The 22,149-nt window shown below is 53.4% G+C and carries 18 protein-coding genes and 4 pseudogenes; 12 read left to right on the top strand and 10 right to left on the bottom strand.

Annotated elements, in window-relative coordinates; all coding sequences use genetic code 11:
- Positions 1 to 260 precede the first annotated feature (260 nt).
- From AA098_RS04010 to AA098_RS03995, 4 genes and pseudogenes are all read right to left on the bottom strand, one after another.
- Positions 261 to 1,157 (bottom strand): LysR family transcriptional regulator, encoded by an 897-nt coding sequence (locus AA098_RS04010; RefSeq protein WP_064613876.1) that lies wholly within the window; start codon positions 1,155 to 1,157, stop codon positions 261 to 263.
- Between the two features lie 203 nt (positions 1,158 to 1,360).
- Positions 1,361 to 1,819, bottom strand: a pseudogene (locus AA098_RS04005) (IS5-like element ISPst5 family transposase); the annotation flags it as partial.
- Between the two features lie 72 nt (positions 1,820 to 1,891).
- Positions 1,892 to 3,397, bottom strand: a complete 1,506-nt coding sequence (gene ltrA, locus AA098_RS04000; RefSeq protein WP_035834956.1) for a group II intron reverse transcriptase/maturase — start codon at positions 3,395 to 3,397, stop codon at positions 1,892 to 1,894.
- Between the two features lie 603 nt (positions 3,398 to 4,000).
- Positions 4,001 to 4,522 (bottom strand): annotated as a pseudogene (locus AA098_RS03995) (IS5-like element ISPa16 family transposase); the annotation flags it as partial.
- 83 nt (positions 4,523 to 4,605) lie between these two features.
- On the opposite strand from AA098_RS03995, the gene AA098_RS03990 reads away from it, so the two are divergent.
- Genes AA098_RS03990 through AA098_RS27955 form a run of 4 tightly spaced genes read left to right on the top strand, consistent with a single transcriptional unit; the run spans position 4,606 to position 7,841 of the window.
- On the top strand, positions 4,606 to 5,634 hold the full coding sequence (locus tag AA098_RS03990) for an NAD(P)/FAD-dependent oxidoreductase (protein WP_064613875.1): 1,029 nt from the start codon (positions 4,606 to 4,608) through the stop codon (positions 5,632 to 5,634).
- Between the two features lie 27 nt (positions 5,635 to 5,661).
- Complete coding sequence (locus AA098_RS27960; RefSeq protein WP_082916852.1) at positions 5,662 to 6,063, top strand: cytochrome c family protein; 402 nt, start codon at positions 5,662 to 5,664, stop codon at positions 6,061 to 6,063.
- Between the two features lie 49 nt (positions 6,064 to 6,112).
- Positions 6,113 to 7,603, top strand: a complete 1,491-nt coding sequence (locus tag AA098_RS03985; protein WP_082916851.1) for an NAD(P)/FAD-dependent oxidoreductase — start codon at positions 6,113 to 6,115, stop codon at positions 7,601 to 7,603.
- Positions 7,596 to 7,841, top strand: coding sequence for an aldehyde dehydrogenase family protein (locus AA098_RS27955; RefSeq protein ID WP_082916850.1), 246 nt, complete (start codon positions 7,596 to 7,598; stop codon positions 7,839 to 7,841). The genes AA098_RS03985 and AA098_RS27955 overlap by 8 nt, the downstream gene beginning before the upstream one ends.
- On the opposite strand, the gene AA098_RS27950 is transcribed toward AA098_RS27955, so the two are convergent.
- A protein-coding gene (locus AA098_RS27950; RefSeq protein WP_156747509.1) for an IS5 family transposase occupies positions 7,803 to 8,656 on the bottom strand; the annotation gives its coding sequence in 2 pieces (ribosomal slippage) (positions 7,803 to 8,300 and positions 8,303 to 8,656; 852 coding nt in all). The genes AA098_RS27955 and AA098_RS27950 overlap by 39 nt on opposite strands.
- Positions 8,657 to 9,002: 346 nt before the next feature.
- Between AA098_RS27950 and AA098_RS30100 the strand changes: the two are divergent.
- The 7 genes and pseudogenes from AA098_RS30100 to mobI all read left to right on the top strand — a co-directional run.
- Positions 9,003 to 9,170: pseudogene (locus tag AA098_RS30100) on the top strand (PAS domain-containing protein); the annotation flags it as partial.
- A 168-nt stretch (positions 9,171 to 9,338) separates the two neighbouring features.
- On the top strand, positions 9,339 to 10,457 hold the full coding sequence (locus tag AA098_RS03970; RefSeq protein ID WP_371857143.1) for a methyl-accepting chemotaxis protein: 1,119 nt from the start codon (positions 9,339 to 9,341) through the stop codon (positions 10,455 to 10,457).
- A gap of 36 nt (positions 10,458 to 10,493) precedes the next feature.
- Positions 10,494 to 12,200: a bifunctional diguanylate cyclase/phosphodiesterase gene (locus AA098_RS03965; protein ID WP_014754513.1), complete on the top strand. Its 1,707-nt coding sequence runs from the start codon at positions 10,494 to 10,496 to the stop codon at positions 12,198 to 12,200.
- Positions 12,201 to 12,434: 234 nt separating this feature from the next.
- A complete protein-coding gene (locus AA098_RS03960) occupies positions 12,435 to 12,704 on the top strand; it encodes a hypothetical protein (protein ID WP_012274344.1) in 270 nt (89 codons plus the stop codon).
- Between the two features lie 80 nt (positions 12,705 to 12,784).
- Positions 12,785 to 13,638, top strand: a protein-coding gene (locus tag AA098_RS27945) for an IS5 family transposase (protein ID WP_085983057.1) whose coding sequence is annotated in 2 segments (ribosomal slippage) — positions 12,785 to 13,138 and positions 13,141 to 13,638 — 852 coding nt in all. Because the reading frame shifts where the segments join, the coding sequence is not laid out codon by codon here.
- Positions 13,639 to 13,798: 160 nt separating this feature from the next.
- Complete coding sequence (locus AA098_RS03945) at positions 13,799 to 14,380, top strand: hypothetical protein (protein ID WP_017735520.1); 582 nt, start codon at positions 13,799 to 13,801, stop codon at positions 14,378 to 14,380.
- Positions 14,381 to 14,790: 410 nt separating this feature from the next.
- On the top strand, positions 14,791 to 15,252 hold the full coding sequence (mobI, locus tag AA098_RS03940; RefSeq protein ID WP_014754508.1) for a conjugative transfer protein MobI(A/C): 462 nt from the start codon (positions 14,791 to 14,793) through the stop codon (positions 15,250 to 15,252).
- Between the two features lie 369 nt (positions 15,253 to 15,621).
- Here mobI and AA098_RS03935 read toward each other — a convergent pair whose 3' ends face one another.
- Both AA098_RS03935 and AA098_RS03930 read right to left on the bottom strand, forming a co-directional pair.
- On the bottom strand, positions 15,622 to 15,987 hold the full coding sequence (locus tag AA098_RS03935; RefSeq protein ID WP_017735521.1) for a hypothetical protein: 366 nt from the start codon (positions 15,985 to 15,987) through the stop codon (positions 15,622 to 15,624).
- Between the two features lie 548 nt (positions 15,988 to 16,535).
- A complete protein-coding gene (locus AA098_RS03930) occupies positions 16,536 to 17,510 on the bottom strand; it encodes a hypothetical protein (protein WP_014754503.1) in 975 nt (324 codons plus the stop codon).
- A 226-nt stretch (positions 17,511 to 17,736) separates the two neighbouring features.
- On the opposite strand from AA098_RS03930, the gene AA098_RS03925 reads away from it, so the two are divergent.
- Complete coding sequence (locus AA098_RS03925; RefSeq protein WP_014754493.1) at positions 17,737 to 18,312, top strand: recombinase family protein; 576 nt, start codon at positions 17,737 to 17,739, stop codon at positions 18,310 to 18,312.
- A gap of 152 nt (positions 18,313 to 18,464) precedes the next feature.
- On the opposite strand, the gene AA098_RS03920 is transcribed toward AA098_RS03925, so the two are convergent.
- The 3 genes and pseudogenes from AA098_RS03920 to AA098_RS30090 form a co-directional block, all read right to left on the bottom strand.
- On the bottom strand, positions 18,465 to 19,493 hold the full coding sequence (locus AA098_RS03920; RefSeq protein ID WP_011911495.1) for an IS30-like element ISPsp7 family transposase: 1,029 nt from the start codon (positions 19,491 to 19,493) through the stop codon (positions 18,465 to 18,467).
- A 486-nt stretch (positions 19,494 to 19,979) separates the two neighbouring features.
- Positions 19,980 to 20,744: a methyl-accepting chemotaxis protein gene (locus AA098_RS30095; protein ID WP_371914702.1), complete on the bottom strand. Its 765-nt coding sequence runs from the start codon at positions 20,742 to 20,744 to the stop codon at positions 19,980 to 19,982.
- Positions 20,745 to 20,834: 90 nt separating this feature from the next.
- Positions 20,835 to 21,764: pseudogene (locus tag AA098_RS30090) on the bottom strand (cache domain-containing protein); the annotation flags it as partial.
- Positions 21,765 to 22,149: the final 385 nt, after the last annotated feature.

The following is a 22,149-nucleotide window of genomic DNA, read 5'->3' as shown; positions in this document are numbered from 1 at the left end:
TGCCGCGCCGGGGATTCCAATGAGGCCAACAAAAGCGACGCAAAGTCCAACGGCCCATCGAACGTGATCGATAGGAAACACGATCGCGGGGCCCAGGCTGCCTTTCGAAGTATTCGCTCCAAATCGATAAACCATACCGATTAGCTGCTGGCGACCGAACCCCTAGCCTATGCGGCTGCTTGAACGGCGTCTAATCGTTACGCTTGATCCCTTGATCGAGCATATCTATTAAGATCAGCAGCCAAACCATGGGTTACGGGTCATGGGATCTGACTCCTGCCTAGCAGCGCCTGGGCTTCAGCGAAACAAGCGTCGCCAAGCGCCGAGCGAGGTGCGGTTCGCCGGAGAATAAGGCCTAGCGGGGCCAAAGTCTGAGCATCTTCAATGGTAACCAGGCGAAGATGCTGATGATGACCTTCCAAGCCGCTGTTCAGCGGTATCACTGCGCAGAATAAGCCAGCCTGAACAGACTGTAGGAGGATGTGCACAGCGTCGGTTTCCAGTAGTGGACTGACCGCAAGACCGCGGCTACGAAAGCCGTGATCAATCGATTGGCGAAAATGCATGCCGCCCGATAGCAGCCCCAACGGTAACCGGACGAGCGCTTCCCAGCCGAGCTCAGTCGTTTCGAAAGTGAAATAACGGTCGTCATAGAGCAATCCCATACGCGTTTCAGCCAGCTCTAGACTGGTGAAATGGGTCCGGTCAAGTGAGGTGAGGTACGACAGACCCAGCTCTAGCTGGTTGCTGCTGAGACGTTCAAGAATCTGTTCGCTACTCAACGCGAAAAGCTGGAAACGGAGATGCGGGTATTTTGCAGTAAAGATTGAGATTAACCGCATCGGATCGAACCCGCACAACGGTACGACCCCTAGACGCAAGGTGCCTACCAATTGCCCACGGCAGGCGGAGGCCTCCGCCTGTAATCCATCGTGCGCTGCGAGAAGCGTGCGGGCCCACGCAAGGATACGTTTGCCCTCGGGAGTAAAACCCTCGAAGCGCTGTCCTCGGTCCACTAGGGACAACCCCAGCTCCTGTTCTAGGCTGCGCAGCCTCATGGAAAGCGTAGGCTGAGTGATATGACAGAGCGAAGCCGCCTGTCCGAAATGGCGGGCCTCGTCGAGGGCCACAAGAAATTTAAGCTGCTTAATATCCATTAAAAGAACAATACCGTCTTACCAAAGCTCATTGTATTCAACGCCAGGAACGAGTTAGGGATGGTCTGAAGTAGTCAGGTATTTCTGGCTGACTCCAACCCTTGCCGATTTCAAAACGGTGATTCGGCTAAAAAACGATCAAATCATCCCCTCTTTCCGGATTTATAGCCGGCGCGAGCACCTCGCGCCGGCCATTTCCCGCATTACAGACGCACCTCTCCTGCATTCGTCAGCAAATGTCGGCGCGCCATCCACAGGTTCGACAGCGCGAACAGTGTCACCAACTGCGCGGTGTTCTTCGCCAGGCCACGGAAGTGTGTCGTCACGTAGCCGAATTGGCGCTTGATCACCCGGAACGGGTGCTCGACTTTGGCGCGCACCTGGGCCTTGGATTTCTCGATCTTGCGCTTGGCTTTGTACAGCGCACTGCGCTTACTCAGCTTCTTGTACATACTGCGGCGGGCCGCAATCTGCCAGATCACCTCCCGGCCTTCATGTTCCGGGCGTTTCTCTACGCCGGTGTAACCCGCGTCGGCGCCGACCATGTTTTCCTTTCCATGCAGCAGTTTGTCGACCTGGGTAACGTCAGCAACGTTGGCTGCCGTCCCCACCACGCTGTGCACCAGACCTGACTCGGCATCCGCGCCGATGTGAGCCTTCAGTCGGGTAAAGCAGGAGTGTTACCACTCCTGCCTCCCCTAAGAACCGTACTTGAGAGTCACCCCTCATACGGCTCAAGCCTTCCAGCAGCCTGAGTGAGACCGGGCTACCTGACAATGCGCTCTTCGGCGCTCAAGGTAAGACGTCCATGCCGGATCGAACGGGTTCGCTGCACTGCATATTTTGATATGCCGAACAATCGAAACACTGGCTGCGGCAAAAAGCCAAGCGGGTTGACTCATGCCACGTACTTTTTCCTTGCTGGCGAAAATCCAGTGCCGTTGACCCACTACACGAAAGTATCGTTGTTTTACCCAATGGGCACTTTTCATGGCATGCCGGCGGACAGCCCAGCGCCATAACACTCGCCAAATCTGATGGTCGATCCACGCGAAACGCTTGGCAGCGACAACATGACGATGATACATGGCCCACCCCCGGATTACCGGGTTCAGGACCTGAATCAGGTTTGCTTGCATCGCCGCCTTGTTTCCGTTTGTGATTTCCCGGACCTTATCCAGAAGCGCTTTCACACTCTTGCGAGCCGGAGTGATGAGTAGCTTGCCAGCGTACTTACGTACGTTCTGGCCCAGAAAATCGAAGCCTTGCGAGATATGCGTGATGTGAGTCTTTTCATCAGAGAGTTCCAAGCCTCGCTCTTTCAGGAATGCCTCAATTGCAGGTCGAACCTGACTTTGCAGGATAGCCTTCGAAGTTCCCGTGATGATGAAGTCATCGGCATATCTTACGACGTGTATCTTGAATGGCTGTCGCTTTCGGTTCGTCGAAGCCACGCTTGTGTGGACAACATGTTCCAGCCCATCCAACGTCCAATTCGCAAGTATCGGGGAGATGATTCCCCCTTGCGGGGTTCCTGCCTCCGTTGCGAACAAGGCTCCCTGATCGACATACCCGGCTCGAAGCCACTTACGCAGAACCGCTTTATCCATGGGTACGTTGGCGAGCAGCCAATCGTGGCTGATATTGTCAAAACAGCCTCGAATGTCGCCCTCAAGTACCCATTGCGCCGAACTGCGTTTCGCCAGTGCATTGAAGCAATGTGCGATTGCATCGGCCGTGGATCGCTGCGGCCGAAATCCATACGAATTTGGATCCGCACGCGTTTCTGCAACCGGCTCAAGTGCCAGTTTCCACAGTGCCTGCATTGCGCGATCCCGCATCGTTGGAATTCCCAGCGGGCGCTTCTTGCCATTGCTTTTGGGTATGTAGATACGTCTCAGCGGTTGAGGGCAATAGCCCCGATGCTGTAACGCTTTCACTCCCTTCGATTTGGCCACAGGGGTTGACCAGATCTTGCCATCAACTCCCGGTGTTCTCTTGCCTCTATTCTCCGTCACTCGCTTAACGGCCAACATCTTGCCGCGGTACGAGCGAGTCAGCAGCCGCTGCAAGGCTTGCACCTTGCCCCATCTGCCTTCTCGTGTTGCCTTGGCGATACGTACCTGGAGTCGTTTCACTTGCGATTCGATTTGGCACCAGGATAGGGGCCAGACCGACTCGAAGTTCGAAGATGCACCAGTGCCCGCCGGTGCTTGTGCATGGGATGTGAGCACTACCATCTGCTTTCCTCCGTACAACGATTGATCAGGTTGTTTCGCCATGGAAGACCTTGTGGAAGTCTGCTCGCTTTCGCGCCAGATGATCTTTCAACCTGTATTCGCCCCATTACAGGGCGACCTTCGCTTTTTCCACATTCCTTTACCCGCAGCACCAACAGCTTGCTTTACAGCTCACCTGCCGAAACCGGCAGCGCTACGGGCTTACCCTGTTCCACATGGATTTCCGAACGGGTCGGGCTCCTCGATTTCGCCGGCGGCACCACATCCACGAGGGGGTATCGGTAAGACCCCCTGCCTGTCCGCTTACCTTTTGGTTCAAGCCTGTCAGCATCTTTGGCTTGGCTATTTTGACGACGTTTATATGAGGTTCACGTGTGTTAGCCGTACCCGTTCATCCCTAGCACCTCTCCGCCTTGATGCTGGCAGATTCAGTCTGGCCTCACGGTTCGACCTACCGAAAATCGGCGGTTACATTGTCCCCAGGGCTTCAGACCCAGCTGTTACCGGCCGCGCCTGTCTGGGTAGGGAACGAGTGGTGGAACAATCGGTTCCGTCGGGCGTTAACCTGCGGAACAGAAACCCATGCGACTTTCAGGTCGCACTGCCAAAGTAATACTGGTTCCCTTTCTTGCTCTGGTGCATTTCCGGGTCGCGCTTGCCGTCCTGGTTCTTGGTCGAGCTGGGTGCGTGGATCAGTGTGGCATCGACGATAGTGCCCTGGCGCAGCGACAGGCCGCGATCCCCCAGGTAGCCATTGATTACGCCGAGGATGCCGGCTGCCAGCTCATGTTTCTCCAGCAAACGACGGAAGTTGAGGATGGTGGTTTCGTCGGGAATGCGCTCCAGGCTCAGCCCGGCGAACTGACGCAGGATGGTCGTCTCGTAGAGCGCTTCTTCCATGGCCGGGTCGCTGTAGCCGAACCAGTTCTGCATCAGATGGATACGTAACATGGCCATCAGCGGATAGGCTGGACGACCACCTTCACCCTTTGGGTAGTGTGGCTCGATCAGGGCAATCAATCCCTTCCACGGCACCACCTGATCCATCTCGATCAGGAACAATTCCTTACGGGTCTGCTTGCGCTTGCCGGCGTACTCGGCGTCGGCGAAGGTCATCTGCTTCATGGAAAAACTCGGCTGGCGGGATCGGCGTATTTCACCAGATTCGGGAAGTCTTTTTCAGACCTTCCCTAGACAAGACTCTAGTTATGTATAACGACGGAAACGTTGAAGAGCTTTCGCCTGAAGTATTTGGAACGAACATCAAAGTCGCTTTCGAAAAGATGTGCCATGACGCCTGGGAAGCATTTCCGCGGCCACATGAGCCCATGTTTACCGAGCGAGCCCGTAAGCTAGATAAGCTGTCCGTCTTGGATCGTATAAATGAGCTGGAGCTGAGTCGCGCCCAGCGAGCAGAGCTTAATAGCTTCATGGCGCTTTATGCTGGTGAGACCACAGATAAATATGGTCTCCCTGGAGTTCTCAAGTTATTTGCCTGTGGCGGGTGGAACTACAGCGCTTTTATGGACACGCAGACTCACTATCGGATAGAGGGAGGCACTATTGGTTTAATCGAGGCCATGTTGGACGATAGCGGTGCCGAGGTCCGATTAAACGTGCCGGTTATCTCAGCGGAGCAAATAGCCGGCGGGGTTCGCATCGAAACTGACGATGGTGAAACGATTACCGCCGCAACAGTTATCATGACGGTTCCGCTCAATACCTATCGCCACATTCAATTCACTCCGGCCCTATCGCAGGGTAAACAGCGCTTTATTCAAGAAGGGCAGCTCAGTAAAGGCGCTAAGCTTTATGTTCATGTTAAAGAAAATCTCGGCCGAGTTTTTGCTTTCGCTGATGAACAACAGCCGCTTAACTGGGTCCAGACTCACGACTACGGCGATGAGTTGGGGACAATACTGTCGATTACCATCGCGCGCGCAGAAACAATCGACGTGAATGATCGTGATGCTGTTACTAGGGAAATCCGGAAACTGTTTCCCGGCGTGGAAGTTCTAGGAATAGCTGCCTACGATTGGACTGCGGATCCGTTTTCATTGGGCGCATGGGCCGCCTATGGTGTCGGCCAACTGAGTCGATTGACAGACTTGCAGCAACCTGAAGGGCGCATTTTATTCGCGGGCGCGGAAACAAGTAACGGCTGGCACGCCAACATCGATGGCGCGGTGGAGAGTGGTCTCCGCGCCGGACGCGAAGCGAAAGAAATATTAGGTTAGCCAACGTTATAACTGGATTAAGTGATCATGATAAAACAAAAGTTTCAAGCCGTGTTGTTGTGCCTGGGGGCGCTGTTTTTTGGGGCTACTTCTTCTGTCGCTACAGCCAGTGAAAATTGCAATCCAGATAATGGTAAAAAGATCTTTCAGACATGCGCGGTTTGTCACAGCAATGACAATACAGGGAAACACGGACCTGCGGCGCCGAATCTTCACGGTGTGGTTGGCCGGGAGGTTGGCAAAGTGCCGGGTTATAAGTTTTCTTCCGCACTGCGTAAGTCGGGCGACACCTGGACCGTAGAACATCTTGATGCGTTTCTTAACAGTCCAATGGGGGTCTATCCGCTTACCCGAATGGCGTTTTCCGGCCTGAAGAATGAACAAGATCGGCGCGACGTAATATGCATGCTGAATCAGACGTCCAACTAGCCGGTCGTCCAAGCGACGGCTTGTAAAATAAGAAAGGGGTAAAGATAACATGGCTAACGATAAGGGTGATATAAGCAAGGACGGTGTATCGCGACGCAAATTTCTTGGCGGTGCCGTTATTGGTGCTGCTGCTGCAGGCGTTGGCTCTCAGATCCTATCACTGTCCGCTACGGCACAGGGGGCGGATAAAGAAAGAGTTGGTCCGCTGCAAAGCAACGTAGATTACGATGCCGTCGTGATCGGAGGTGGGTTTGCGGGGGTAACGGCTGCAAGGGAGTTGAGCCGATCCGGCTTGAAAACATTAGTGCTTGAGGGCCGGAGTCGCCTAGGTGGCCGCACGTTTACGTCTAAGCTCGATGGTGAGAAGGTGGAGCTTGGAGGTACTTGGGTACACTGGACCCAGCCTAATGTGTGGACTGAGGTCATGCATTATGGATTAGAAATCGAGGAAACCGTCGGTCTCGCTAGTCCTGAAACTGTTATTTGGGTTACTGATAATCAGGTGAAGCGAGCGCCGGCGGCAGAGGCGTTCGAAATATTTGGCGCCGCTTGTACTGAATATTACAAAGAAGCGCACAACATCTACCCACGTCCCTTCGATCCTTTCTTTGCAAAAAAAGCGCTCCAGGAGATGGATGGGTTGTCAGCTTCTGAGTACTTAAATAAACTGTCCCTAACCCGCGAGCAAAAAGACATGATGGATTCATGGCTTAGCGGTAATGGACATAACTACCCAGAGACGATCGCTTATAGCGAGATTATGCGCTGGTTTGCACTCAGCAACTTCAACATGCCCACTATGTTCGACTCAATTGCCAGATATAAAATTAAATCAGGTACCGTGAGTCTTCTGGAGGCCATGGTTGCTGAAAGTGATATGGAAATTCAGCTTTCAACGCCTGTGCTAAAAGTTAAGCAAGACAGTCATAGGGTACTTATCACCACTGAAGAGGGCACAATTGCGGCATCGGCAGTTGTCATGGCAGTGCCTTTAAACACGATGGGTGACGTTGAGTACAGTCCGCGTCTCTCTGATGCAAAGTCAGAAATTGCCTCCCAAGGCCATGCGGGTAAGGGTGTTAAGGGTTACATTCGTATAAAGCAAGATGTAGGTAACGTAATGACCTATGCGCCCGCTAGAAACGATGTAACGCCGTTCACTTCGGTGTTTACGGACCACGTCGGTGAGAACGGTACATTGCTTATCGCATTTTCCGCCGATCCTAAACTGGTAGACATTAACGATAGCAAAGCGGTCGAAAAGGCCCTGCATCCCCTTCTTCCAGGCGTGGAGGTAACGTCCAGCTATGGCTACGACTGGAATCTCGATCCCTTTTCTAAGGGCACTTGGTGCACTTATCGTCCGGGTCAGACAACCCGCTATTTAACCGAGCTGCAGAAGCGCGAAGGCCGGCTCTTCTTCGCCGGTTCCGACATGGCTAATGGCTGGCGTGGTTTTATAGACGGCGCGATAGAGAGCGGTCGCGAGGTCGGGTATCAGGTTGCTAGCTATCTCAAGGGGAAAAATAGCAATGCGTGATTACCGAGAGTTCTATATAGACGGACAATGGGTGAGGCCGAAAGGCGCACGTGAAGCGGAAGTCATCAATCCCGCAACTGAAAAAATTGTTGGGTTAATCTCCTTGGGCACCGAGGAGCATGTCGATCAGGCAGTGCGATCTGCTCGACGAGCTTTTGACGGCTGGTCCCGTACATCAAAAGATCAACGTCTTGAGCTACTAGGCTTTGTACGAAAAGTATTGCCGCATGCAACGTAGGCTGCAGGCCAAGGTGACCATGGCTGCAAAGCTCTTGGCCAGCTTGTCATAGCGAGTGCCGATCCTGCGATTTTCTTTCAGCCAGCCAAACATCCGCTCAATGATGTTCCGTTGCCGGTATTTGGGCCGGTCAAACAGTCGGGGCAAGCCAGGTCGAGGTTTGCGCGGCATAGCGCGCAATGGGATTACCGGCTGCATTCGGTAACGGTCGCAGTACTGGCGCAGGTGCTCGGCATCGTATCCCTTGTCAGCCAGCAACCACCGGCTACGTTTACGCGGTCGTCCTGGCTTGCCAGCAATTCTTACAGCATCCAGCAGCGGCTGAGCGTGGGAGACATCACTGGCTTGTCCTGGTGAAAGCCTGAAATGCAATGGCACGCCATTGGCATCGCACACCATGTGAATCTTGGTGGTCAGACCGCCTCGACTGCGCCCGAAGGCATGGTCTAACGGTTCTTCAGGCCCCCCTTTTTCCCGGCGCCTGAAGAGGCTCGGGTTGCTCGTACTGCGGTGGAGTCGATCATCCAGGTGTCCAAGTCGATCAGTCCTTCCCGGTTCAGCCGAATATACAGACGCTCCAGTACTCGCTCGAATGTGCCGTCGTCGCGCCAGTCACGAAAACGCTGATACACCGTTGACCAAGGCCCAAAGCGTTCAGGCAGGTCGCGCCAGGGAGCGCCCGAGCACAGGATCCACAGAATTCCGTGGAGAACCTGACGATCATCGTTGCGAGGACGGCCCATTTTCTGTTCTGGAGAAACCAAATCCTTGATCAGCTCCCATGACGCATCAGAAAGTTCGTAACGCCTTGCCATACGGGCCTCCAACCGGTCATGGCGGCAATTTTAGCCACAACGACTTTTCGTACAAAACCTAATTCGCACTGGCAGGGGGACTTCAACCGAAGTCACCAGTGTCAGATAATGGTTGCAGCTGAGAACCATGGCTTAGCGTACAAACATCTCAGTGCTCTGTGATTTCCCTTTATTTCGCATGACCCGTTAGTCACGCCTTATGGCATAATGCCATTATTGCTCATGGAGACTCATCTTGCGCTCGAACCTGCCTGTCACAACCGTTGAACAAATATTTCCAGTCCAGCAGCGATTGATCTCTGCTACGGATGCGAATGGGAATATTTCCTATGTGAATGACGAGTTTATGAGAATAAGTGGCTATTCTCGTGAAGAGTTGTTGGGCAGTCCGCACAATTTGGTTCGTCATCCCGACATGCCTCCAGCTGTTTTCGGGCTGATGTGGGGCTATCTGAAGGCTGGCAAAAGCTGGATGGGTATCATCAAGAATCGCTGCAAGAATGGTGACTTCTATTGGGTCAGTGCGTATGTGACACCTATTCTCGAAGATGGCCGCTTAACAGGCTACGAGTCCGTTAGAGTCAAGCCGACTCGGGAGCAAATTGATCGCGCACAAAAGCTGTATGACCGGTTGCGTGCAGGTAAAAATTCCATTCCCCAAAATCGTCATTATGCGGCATTCATGAGGAGGATGGTCTTACCTGCAACTGCGGCTGCGTTGGCAATAGGTGCGGCTAGCGTGCTGCCAAGCCTGGCAGCACAAGCGGTAACTGCCGTGCTCTTTCTCGTTACAGGATGGTGGTCCTATACGCGGCTGGAACATCAGTTGAGTCATATCATGAAATGCGCCCCTGACGCTTTTTCAGATCCGATTAGCGCCATCACTTACAGCGATACGTATGGCCCTTCAGCGCAGTTGGAAATGATATTGATTAGTGAGGATGCACGCCTTAAAACCGCACTGACTCGGCTAAGCGATCTGGCCAGCCAAGTGGCTGAAGCCGCTGCGCATTCCTCCTTACTCTCGAACCAAACTGAAAATGCCTTGCTGGAGCAGCGAGCGGAAACGGACATGACGGCAGCCGCCATGACGGAGATGGCGGCCTCAATCAACGAAGTGGCAGGGCATGTTCAAAAAACCGCCATGGAAGCGCAAGCAGCAAATGAACTGGCTGAACAAGGTGATAAAGTCGCCGGTACTTCCCGTGAGGCCATTCAGTTGCTGGCCAGTACCGTCACGAATATCAGCACTGCTGTGGATTACCTTGCCAATGAAACCCAGCAAATTATGGCTGCTGCGGGGGTGATTCAAGCCATTGCTGATCAAACCAACCTACTCGCTCTCAACGCTGCAATTGAAGCGGCTAGGGCTGGTGAGCAGGGTCGTGGTTTTGCGGTAGTAGCTGATGAAGTCCGGGCCTTGGCCGCTAAAACCCGCGTATCGACTCAACAAATTCAAAACGTCATTGAAACCCTTAAAAAAGGCGCAGATGAGGCTGTGAGCATTGCCAAACTCGGTATTCGCGAGGCCGACCACGGTGTACAGCAAGTTATAGAGGCGCAGTGTGCTCTCCAAGGCATTCGCGATGCTGTTGAACGGATCAGTGGTATGAGCCAGCAAATGGCAGCCGCTTCAGAAGAGCAGGCTAGTGTCGCTGAAGATATTGCTCGGCAGATTAATAACGTAGCGGGAACGGTTGAGAGAACAGCGAAGAATGCTAACTCCGCCGTGATTCGTGGCCGCGAACTTGAAAGTACATCCCGTGGTTTAAACTCGTTGGTTGAACGGTTCAACAGGTAGTGACCTTATGACTATTTTGGTGAATTAGGTTTATATATGAGTGCAGGATACCGTGCAGCGGTGGATGCGGCAGCTATTTTCTCGGAAACCGATAAATCCGGAATAATCACCTATGTCAATGAACAGTTCTGTGATATTTCTGGCTATAGCGCACAGGAGTTGATTGGGCAAAACCACCGCATACTAAACTCAGGGCAGCATCCCCCTGAGTTCTTTATTGATATGTGGAAAAAAGTTTCACGTGGGCAGGTATGGAAAGGTGAAATTTGCAACCGTAAAAAGGATGGCAGCCTGTATTGGGTAGAGAGCACCATTGTACCCATGTACGATGATGCCAGCCAGCGGGTGCAGAAATACGTTTCCATTCGTTTCGATGTGACCGAAAAGCGGAAGTTTCTGGAAACCTTGCAATGGCAGGCTGAGCACGACGAGCTGACGGGTCTTCCAAATCGTTTTTTGCTGTCCAAAGCGCTTGATCAGGCTATTGTCAAAGCAAAGAGCCAGTCCAGCACGGTTGCCGTGGGCGTGCTTGATCTCGATGGGTTTAAGCAGATTAACGACCGCTATGGCCACGAGATAGGTGATCGTCTGTTAGTGGCGGTGGCTGATCGCCTGAAACATAGTATGCGTATCGAAGATACCGTAGCCCGTTTGGGAGGCGATGAGTTCGTGCTGATTTTGGGTGTGCGGGATCCCAAGGTGTTGGAAAGCGCCCTGCAGAGGCTTTTAGCTGCCCTTTCCGCCGTCTACATCATCGATGGCATAGGCATTAATATTTCCGCCAGTATCGGTGTGACGCTCTATCCAAACGATAATGAGAATGCCGATACACTGCTACGTCATGCCGATCAGGCTATGTATAAGGCCAAACAAAGTGGCCGTAACTGTTTCTATTTGTTTGATGTATCAAAAGATAAGATGGATAAATCAGCTTTTGATACCGTAATACGGGTTCGCCAAGCGTTACATGATGGTGAGTTATGCTTGCATTATCAACCAAAAATAAGTTTGAGCAGTGGGGCAGTGATTGGTTTTGAAGCACTATTGCGTTGGCAGCATCCGCGAGATGGACTTATATTACCGCAGTATTTTATACCGTTGATTGAGCAGAGCGATCTGATCGTGGAGATCGGCGAGTGGGTCATAGATCAGGCGCTCAGTCAAATAGAACAATGGGCGGACTTGGGTCATTCGTGGTCTGTGAGTGTAAACATTGCAGCATTACATTTGAAAAAAGAAAACTTTGTAAAGTCCCTAAAGTTTTTGCTGGACAGCCACCCTAATGTTTTGCCGCAGATGTTGGATATTGAGATTACCGAATCAGTGGTGATAGAACACTTATCACATGTCACTCAGTGCCTCATTGCTTGCCAGGATCTGGGTGTGACATTTTCGTTGGACGACTTTGGAACCGGGTATTCATCGCTGAGCTACCTTAAACAACTGCCCACGCAGTCAATCAAGATAGACAAATCTTTTATACGCGACATACTCATCGATAAAGACAGCTTGGGGCTGACTAAGGCGATCATCGGCCTAGCGAAATCGTTTAACCGCGAGGTTATTGCTGAAGGGGTGGAAACGGTTGAGCACGGAGTGTTGCTGATGAACCTAGGTTGTGATGTAGCGCAAGGCTATGGTATTGCGAAACCCATGCCGGTAGAAAAAGTGCCATCTTGGGTGGCGAAGTTTGTCCCTGCTCATTTATCTAGAGGGGTAATAGATAAACCGCACCGTCCATGAACTGATTGCGTCGTCGCAACCTAGTGGATTGAGCGGTTAATTCATTTATCCACCGGTAACGATATACTGTGCGTCCAATGCCATGGATTGGTTATGCGCATGGCTCGACCGACTTTCCCCATTCGCTCGAAATATATTTTTTATGATACACTATCCAAGCTGTTTTTTTCTGGAACAATGAAATAATTAATATTATCATAAACAACAAATCGATAATAATAAAGAGGATCATATATGTCGGATCAAGAGTTAATACTAGAGCAACTCCGTAACGTGAATTATGATAAGTTAAGCAAACAAGATATCGTAACAATGCTAAATGCAGGGGAACAGACTCTAGAAAATATGGCAGCATCAAGAAAAACTGCCATTGATATAATAGCAGAGGCAATGAACCAAACAAAGAATACGCTTGAGGCACTTGATTATTCTGGAAAGGTAGAAGCTGAAATCAGGAAAAATCTCAGCATACTGAGAGAGCTACTGATGACTGGCGATCTATAGCCCCCTAGACTGGGCGAATTAGGTTTTGTACGAAAAGTCGTTGTGGCTAAAATTGCCGCCATGACCGGTTGGAGGCCCGTATGGCAAGGCGTTACGAACTTTCTGATGCGTCATGGGAGCTGATCAAGGATTTGGTTTCTCCAGAACAGAAAATGGGCCGTCCTCGCAACGATGATCGTCAGGTTCTCCACGGAATTCTGTGGATCCTGTGCTCGGGCGCTCCCTGGCGCGACCTGCCTGAACGCTTTGGGCCTTGGTCAACGGTGTATCAGCGTTTTCGTGACTGGCGCGACGACGGCACATTCGAGCGAGTACTGGAGCGTCTGCATATTCGGCTGAACCGGGAAGGACTGATCGACTTGGACACCTGGATGATCGACTCCACCGCAGTACGAGCAACCCGAGCCTCTTCAGGCGCCGGGAAAAAGGGGGGCCTGAAGAACCGTTAGACCATGCCTTCGGGCGCAGTCGAGGCGGTCTGACCACCAAGATTCACATGGTGTGCGATGCCAATGGCGTGCCATTGCATTTCAGGCTTTCACCAGGACAAGCCAGTGATGTCTCCCACGCTCAGCCGCTGCTGGATGCTGTAAGAATTGCTGGCAAGCCAGGACGACCGCGTAAACGTAGCCGGTGGTTGCTGGCTGACAAGGGATACGATGCCGAGCACCTGCGCCAGTACTGCGACCGTTACCGAATGCAGCCGGTAATCCCATTGCGCGCTATGCCGCGCAAACCTCGACCTGGCTTGCCCCGACTGTTTGACCGGCCCAAATACCGGCAACGGAACATCATTGAGCGGATGTTTGGCTGGCTGAAAGAAAATCGCAGGATCGGCACTCGCTATGACAAGCTGGCCAAGAGCTTTGCAGCCATGGTCACCTTGGCCTGCAGCCTACGTTGCATGCGGCAATACTTTTCGTACAAAGCCTAGATTATGGGCTTTGTTGCATGAGGGTCCTGCAGTTGACAGCGCACCTCCTCCTGGAGCAGAAGTGTCAGGCTCTGTGGCATCCCCGGCAGCAAACAGTTCCCAGAAAGCAATTCCGAGCCAGGCAGAGCCAGCTATTACGCCAGCAGTGATAGGTGTTGAGATGCCCGTCATTTCCGGCTGGTACACGTTCTGCCCTACCGCGGCTGACCAAGGTAGCCCAAAACTTCTGGATCTCCTTTATGACGTGCGAGCGAATGCCGGCAAAGTGGCCTTCTTCGACATACAGGTGGACATCGACTGCGTGTTGGGCAGGCAGCCGGACTATGATGCTGCGTTCAGTAGGCTCGAGGACGCGGACGAGGTAATTTACCTCTTGCGCGTGCCCCTAGTAATGGACGGCGATCCTGTCACGCCCCGGCAATGGATTAGCGGCAAGCGCGATCCCTCCGTTCTGCGTACCATGTATAGCGACAATGGTTCCGCGATAGCGATACACAATGGGAACGACAGTCGTAATCCCCTGTCACGTTTCCAGCCCCATGTTGAGGGAAGCAACGACATCCTCTTCGGGCCCTATGCGATAAAGGAAAGCTCCGACGACGATGCCATCACGTTCGATCTGAACGCTTCGTTTCTTGACAGTGCCGCTCTGCAGCAGGCGACCATTATCGCGGAAGAACTCCGTGCTACCCGTGCGCTGCCTACGACTTTGCATTCGCCAGTCGGGAAAGGCGGGTCATAACCGTTTTTGTTTTGCGCAACTGCCATTCTGCTTGTGGTTGGGAATGTTTGCGAACCAACACCGCAATGTTCGAAGCGCGAGCGGTAAAGATCCGGCTTGGGGCGGAAGCCGTCGATCAGAAGGATCAGCTCTTGGCCATTGCCTGCTTATCGTCACTTTGGCATTCGTTGATTCTGTTCAATCTCGAGCCAGGGCATCCGTCGTCGTCTGTTGTGCATCCTTTGCACGTAATGTTGCTGTACGTCTGCAATGTCGTCATCTGCCGCCCATCTAACGCGCGGCAGAGCGGCAGCGGTGCATTGCCAACTCCGCTTCCGTAAATTTCTGACGGTAAAATCGCCTGAAAGCGAATTTTTGATACCGGATGAGATGCCACCATTTGGGCTCTAGAAGCAGTTGGAGCCTTGGCCATGAGCAAAGAACCGCAAGCGATAGTCGCCTTGCTGGATCAGCAATATGAGCAGTTGTTGGTGGACGCGAGACGCCTGGTAACAAGCTATGTGGATGCGTCCATGAAGCTGTACAAAAAGACTGGGGCCAGATCTGTTGTAGCTGCCGTGTCAATCAAGCAAACGAGCCCGAATGCGTACTCGATCTACTGGTGCAAACTGGTGCCACTGCATGGGCAAAAAAACAAATTCGCGCCCCTTACTATTGCCAAGGGCAATGGCAAACACAAATACCCGGCTTCCTCGTTCGAGTTTGTTAAATACCCTTACCGCCGCCTGGTTTTGCAGGTTGAGGAGCGTCTTGCTGAGATTCGTAGCATTGCCAGCGAGAATCGTCAGCTGCGTCGGACGTTGGTCGCTTATGAAAAGAAACTGTCTAGATACCAAGCGCTTGATCATGGCGGTCTCTATTCGGGAGAGTAGAGGCTGAGTGCCTATAAGCAGTGCCGAACGGATCTGAACCGATTTTAGCGTCCGAAAGCCCCGTGCAGCATGGTCTGACGGGGCTTTCTTGTATCAGCAGTGAATTCCTGTGCGACATGTTGCAGCGCTTGAGTAGGTTACGGGCTATAAGCAGTGTAGTGCGCTAAATCTACTCGCTGCCAGCCAGCAGGCCAGTGCATGCGGGGTTCACAGGCTATATTTGCTATTAGCAGTGATGCGTACGTCCAAGGCTGCTGGCCAACTGCGATCTGTATTAGCAGTGAGAGGCTTCACTTTCATAAAATAAACATTGGTAGGTGCCGGTCTAGCTGGTACCTGTGTCGCGCAGCGGATGGCGGCGGTGATGCGCTACCCTTCACTGCATCGCTGCTGTTCGAATGCAATGCGGTTCATTACGCAGATGGGGATGGGGTAGCCCTGGATGTGGGTCGTGAGAGCCTCGCTGCCGGCGATCACCATGATGCAGGAGAGGCCTCTGCGGAAGCGCATTCCTCGTCCCGAGTAATTGCGCGGGATGATCTCCCATGATTCGTCGTCGTAGTAAAAACCAACGATTTCTGACCAGTGCGATTGGACGCCCGCGCCCATGATGCCTACTGGTGTCAGGCAGAAAATTTCTACCTGGGTTTCCTGCCCAAGAGGTACGGCGTAAACCCGACCGTTTGGTGCAATGGGTGGGAAGTACTGCCCGTTACCGAGGTGGCGAAATTCCATGGTGGTGCTCCGGATAGATGAGGTCGCTAGACACTCTCCGGTAGTTTTAGGAAAACCCAAGATCAGATGTTGCCTGCGAGTCGGCGCACGGGTTATGGCGTACCGGGCAAGCTAATTCGCCACATCGAGAAGCGAGCATGCCGTTGATCTAAGCGCTTCGGCGCTCCGGTCATTTTCGCATTGACGCGGCAACTGACTACCCAGCCAAGGTCATCGCTGATCTCATGGACTTGGGTGGCAAATATTGCGTATCGCAGTAGTGATGCCTTGCAGGTGGATTCGGGTAGGCGCCCGCTGCCGATGAAAAGGCAGCGGACAGTTTGTTACAGGTATCTGGTCATACCGCTGAAGACTCAATCGTCGCCACGCTTCTTGTCCAGATACGCTGCGACCATGTAGCCAACAGCACCTGTGATGGTGAGCGCACTGATGACCGCAAGTACCGCATATACCAACAATTCAAAACGATCCACGCCCTGACTCCTTTGACTCGAGGTAAGCCAAGTTTAAGGGCGTCTGATCTAATCCCAAATCTGCTGCGTAGTGCCTTAGCGGCTGGTACCGGCTGCTTCCTTCAGTAGGGTGGCTCGGGCACCGACGTATGCATCAGTTTCCCAGATACGTAAATTTCCGAGCTCGTAGGCGACGTGATCCCGCGCCTCTAGATCCTCGTCGTGGGGAGCGTTTCCCCCAAGAATCGGAGCTTTATGATCGGCCCATTGTTCGTAGAGCTCGCAGGCATACGCTGAGCGGCAATCATCAAAATTTAACCCATGAGCAAGCAAAAGCTCCTTAGCTGCAGGTAGGCTGTTTTGCCGCCATATCCGCCATGCTTCTTGTCTTGGATGGTGACAGTGCCGCACACCTTGAACTGCCGAGGCCGTTTCCAAAACGGCGATCTGCTTGCCCCCTGAGATATTAATTTTGCGGTGATCGTATGGATCTTCGCTGCCGTTACTTACCGAATGATATCCGTCTGCTTTGGCGTCATTCAGAGCTATTCGGGCATCGAAGAAAAACGCTTCACGCAGCGAAATGCCCAGATACCGCACTAACATAATCACCACCGCCAGGTGCTCAGAGAGGCGAGTTTGAACGTCTTCTACAGCTGCCTCGAACGTCGCTTGATCAAGGCTGCGCGGGACGGTAATCCGTGCATGGTTAGGAAAGCCAATACGGTCGCCAACGTCAGCTGTCGCGACTTTCCAGCCACCATCGGTTGCAAGGGCCATTACTGAATACACGGTCTCAAGCAAGTTCGCCGCGCCTTGCTGCGAGAGATTCCCGTGGTACACCTGGATACAGAGTTCTTCGCCGTATTGCCGCACCAGTTTTTTATTGACGAGCTCCAGGATGTCCACCTCATGAGACTCCTTGGCGTAAATACTAAACTGGGCCCACTGCTGGTCGTGGATCATTGCCTCGTGTTGGCTGAGGAGGCCGCGCCGGACTGCCTCCCTGAGGATCGCCGAACCGGCCTTGCTCAAGTCCCGATCAAAATGTAGGTGGAAACTCTGCTTCATGGTCATTCCTCCAATCAGCTCAGGTGCTGAGCTGCTGTAGGGAATGTTGAGGAAGAAAAAATATCCTGTGGTTCGTTTTCGGTCGCTTTCAGCACCTGAAATTGACGAGCGCATCCGTCCCGTAAACGGTCGTTTATGGCACACCTATTCCAAATGATCTTTTGGACTTGGGATTTACCGCTTTCCTGTCACTTTTCCTGTACCGAAATCAGTGTGAGAAAAACGTATGGGAAAGCGGATTGGGTATGCCCGAGTGTCGACTGATGATCAGAACCTCGACCTGCAGCGAGATGCACTTGCTCTGGCTGGGTGCTCAACAGTCTACGAGGAGACCATGAGCGGCAAGTCGGCGGACAGGCCGGAGCTTGGGCATTGCCTAAAAGCTCTGCGTAGTGGTGACACTCTGGTTGTCTGGCGACTGGACCGCCTCGGTCGTTCTCTGCCTGACTTGGTTGGGATTGTCAGTAGCTTGGAGCGGGAAGGGGTGGCCTTCGAATCCATGACCGAACGAATCGAAACCACCAGCGCTGCCGGTAAGCTGATCTTTCACGTGTTCGCTGCCCTGGCGGAGTTCGAGCGCAACCTCATTCGAGAGCGAACTCGTGCAGGGCTGGCTGCGGCTCGTGCCCGTGGGAGAAACGGTGGACGCAAGCCTGCGCTGGATGATCGTCAGGTACGTGCGATACGAGCTCTTCTCAGAGATCCTGAGATACAGGTAACCGATGTTGCCCGACGGTATGGCGTTTCTCGAACAACGCTTTACCGCTACGTCGGTTCGCAGAAATCATCTGCGGTCGTTTAAGTGGTGGTGGTATTTTCCGCTGAAGTTGTCCAGATAATTTTGGGCGCTATGACCTGGCAGGCAAGTGACGGATGTCTCCGGCGCACTACGTGTGCCGTACTACCACTGAATAAAAATAGGGAGGGCGGTTGCAGGAGCTGAGTGCAACACGGTTATTGAATTGAAACCGGAGCATCATGCCGCATTGCCATGGCATTTTGCATGACCTCTCCCATCACCTCGATGGGGCATTTGAAGTCGAAGCGCTTGCGCGGTCGCATGTTCAGTTGCAGCGCAATGGCGTCCAGCTCCTCCTGGCTATGTACCGACAGGTCTGTGCCCTTGGGCAAGTACTGGCGAATCAGGCCGTTGATGTTTTCGTTGCTGCCGCGCTGCCAGGGGCTGTGCGGGTCGCAGAAGTAGATCGCCACGCCGGTTCTTTGGGTGATCTCGGCGTGTCGCGCCATCTCCCGGCCCTGGTCGTAAGTCATGCTCTTGCGCATCTCCAGCGGCATGCTATTGAGCGCGGCGCTGAAGCCTTCCAGCGCCGAAGTCGCCGTTGCGTCGTTCATCTTCACCAACATCAGGTAGCCACTGGTGCGTTCCACCAGCGTACCGACGGACGAGGCGTTGGCCTTACCCTTGATGAGGTCGCCTTCCCAATGCCCCGGCATCAGCCTGTCTTCAATCTCCGGCGGGCGCACATGAATACTGACCATCTCGGGGATCTGGCCGCGCCGATCCACGCCACCAGAGCGCGGCCGGCGCGTCGTCTTGCCTTGGCGCAGACAGATGATCAGCTCCTTACGCAGCTCACCCACTGGCAGGGCATAGATCGCGTTGTAGATCGTCTCGCGACAGACGTAGGCATCTCGCAGGTTGGGTATGTTCATGCTGCGCAGCTTGCCGGCAATCTGCTCGGGAGACAAACGCTCACGCAGCATATGGGTCACCAGTTCGAAGCGCTCGCTACCCGGCAACAGTTTTCGCATCGGTCGACAAACCTGGCGGCGGGCCTGCATTTGCTGCTGAGCCAGACGGGCCGAGTAGCCACCGCAAGCACCTCGGTTACGGCGCAGCTCACGGCTGATGGTCGAAGGGGATCGGTTGATCAAGCAGGCAATCCTGCGCAGGCTGAAGCCTTGGGTACGACCGATTTGAATGGTGGCGCGCTCTTCAACGCTGAGTTCGGTATAAGACATAGGGGCAGCACCGTACCGGAAAGGTCAGGTGTTGCACTCAGTTTTTGCCGCCGCCATGTTATTTAGCGTTAACAAGGCATCAACATCCCCCGCACAACCGAGGCCGCAACTGCTTGGGCACCTAGAGACGATCCAGCATGGCCGTTCGACCAAGGATGATGAGATTAGATGGGAACGGTCCGCTCGCACGTCGCCCCTGCAAGGACCTGTCTCTTCTGACAGCGGGGTTGCGGCGTCTTGATTGGTAAGGATTATGTTTATCGACCGCATGAGTGAGCCATGTCTCTTTCGCTGCGGCGGAATCGCGAATACGCGCCTGGAGCGGCTTTAGCCGCAGTTTTAAGCAGGCGGCCTTACTTGCGTTGGCACCCCAGCGTTCAAGCGGCAGCATCGGTGCGTTGTCGCGCACGCTTCAATAACCTGGCCAAGGTTACATCGAGCCAGAGGCGAGCCATATCGGGCCTAGTTCATCGTATTGCGGCAAGGCTAAATCCGGAAGCCACCCACGAGCTCTTTGAGCCGAGTGGATTGCTGCCTTAAATCAGCGCAGGCGCCCAGGGTCGACTGCAGATTTTGGACGCCTACTTGGTTGAGCGTGTTTATCTCCGTAATGTCTTGATTTAGCGATTCGATTACTGAGGTCTGCTCCTCGGTGGCCGCCGCCACCGACTGGTTCATCGCGTCGATCTCGGCAATGCTCTGGGTCACGCTGGCTAGTCGCTCGCCGGCCTGATCGGCGATGTACGCGCTTTCGTCGCTCTGACGCCGGCTCTCAGTCATTAGGTATACCGAATCCCGTGCCCCGACCTGAAGTTTCTCGATCATTACATGGATTTCGTGAGCGGAGGCCTGGGTACGATGCGCCAAGCTGCGCACCTCATCGGCCACGACTGCAAAGCCACGCCCAGCTTCACCGGCACGGGCCGCTTCGATGGCAGCATTGAGCGCGAGCAAATTAGTCTGAGCTGAGATTCCCTGGATTACATCAAGAATATGACCTATCTCGGCAGTTTGACTATTGAGGGCCTCAAGCTGGGCGCAAGATGCGCTGATATTGGTAGAGAGCAGCTTCATCGCGTCGATATTTTGCTGCACAACTTTGCGGCTCTCCTTGGCTTGATGGCTGGCAGCACCGGCCCGCTGCGAAGCGTCAGCTGCGTTACGGGCGATTTCCTGGGCAGTTGCGCCGAGCTGGTTGACTGCTGCCGCGACGCTGTTTACCCGGCTCGCCTGCTCGTCAGAGTTGGCCATCGATGAGTTAGAGGCATCTAGTACTCGCTGTGCCACTTCGTTTACCTGCAACGTTGTGGAGGAGACTTCGTGAATCGATTCGTGTATACGTCCGACGAAACGGTTAAAGTCCAACGCCAGCTTTCCGAACTCGTCCTGTGAATGTACGGCGAGGCGGCGAGTGAGGTCGCCCTCCCCTTCGGCAATGCTAGCCATCGCCTGGCTCATGTCCGTGAGGGGACGCATCAACATTTTTATCAGCATGCCTAGCAACGTTATGACGAGCACCACTGCAATCAGGGCAGCTAGGAATGCGGATATACGGAAATCTGAAAGCGCCGCGTAAGCTTTTTCCTTACTCACAGATATGCCTACGTACCAAGTCACAGAAGGCAAGCCCTGGACGGGGCTGAAGCTGAGGATGCGCTGCTGTCCATCGAGCTCCGCCTCGATAAATCCACTTGTCACCGAAGGCGTATTGTTAGGATACAGCTCGGCCAAGGTTTTCATAACTTTGGTCTGATCCGGGTGCACAAGTACCTTGCCTTCGCTGCTAACTAGGAATGCATAGCCCATTCCGTCGAAGTTCAGTGTGTTGATGATATCCACCAGCACCTTAAGATTAATGTCGCCGCCCACCACGCCGAGGCTCTCGGCTCCGCTTTGCGCAGGCGTTGACGCAGCAATGACCAGCTCTCCAGTCGAGCCATCACGATATGGTCCGGTCAGAGTAGTCGTTCCAGACTCGAGCGCATGCTTGTACCAAGGCTCTAATCGATAATCAGAGCCAGCCTCCATGCTGAAGGAAGGAAAAATAATCAGCTCTCCATCACTCCTACCAAGGTACGTGAAAGCGAAAGCCGAGTTGAGCGCTGGCTGTTTAACGAGCGCTTGAACTTCTATACTCGAACTTTCGCGGGCAACGGTCTGGGCTGTGCTTTCTAGCAAAACCAGACGCCCAGCAAGCCAGTTGGCAATGTTGCTAGCGGCTACGCCCCCCATCTCATCTAGGTAGCTCTCGAGCTTCGCCTGAATAACCATGCGTTGCGAAAAATCGTTGTAGAGAGTAAACAAAGTGAAAGCGGCGATGACCACCGATGACGCGGCCACCAATATTTTACGGCTAAACTTTAGTCGACTAAGTATGGCGCGTGTCCGAGGGATTTTCTGGGTCATATGCAAGCTACGTCCTTATTATTTCTTATCTGAGACACTTTCTTCAAATAGCCACTTAGGCGCAGGATCAAGCTAACTCATCCAAGCCTACATATGCCCAAGCGTTGATAATTATACCGGTTTGGTTGGGATAGCTCGCGCTTTGCTACCGGCTTCCTTATTCTCAAGAAGCCACTTAATCGTTAAAGAGCCTCGTCGCCTGCAAGCCAAATAAAATGACCCGAAGGCAACGTTTAAATAAGCGCTCCAC

The organism is Pseudomonas sp. JY-Q, assembly GCF_001655295.1.
Lineage (GTDB): Bacteria > Pseudomonadota > Gammaproteobacteria > Pseudomonadales > Pseudomonadaceae > Aquipseudomonas > Aquipseudomonas alloputida.
The sequence above is the reverse complement of the archived record's forward strand: the minus strand, read 5'-3'. Positions and strand labels throughout refer to the sequence as shown.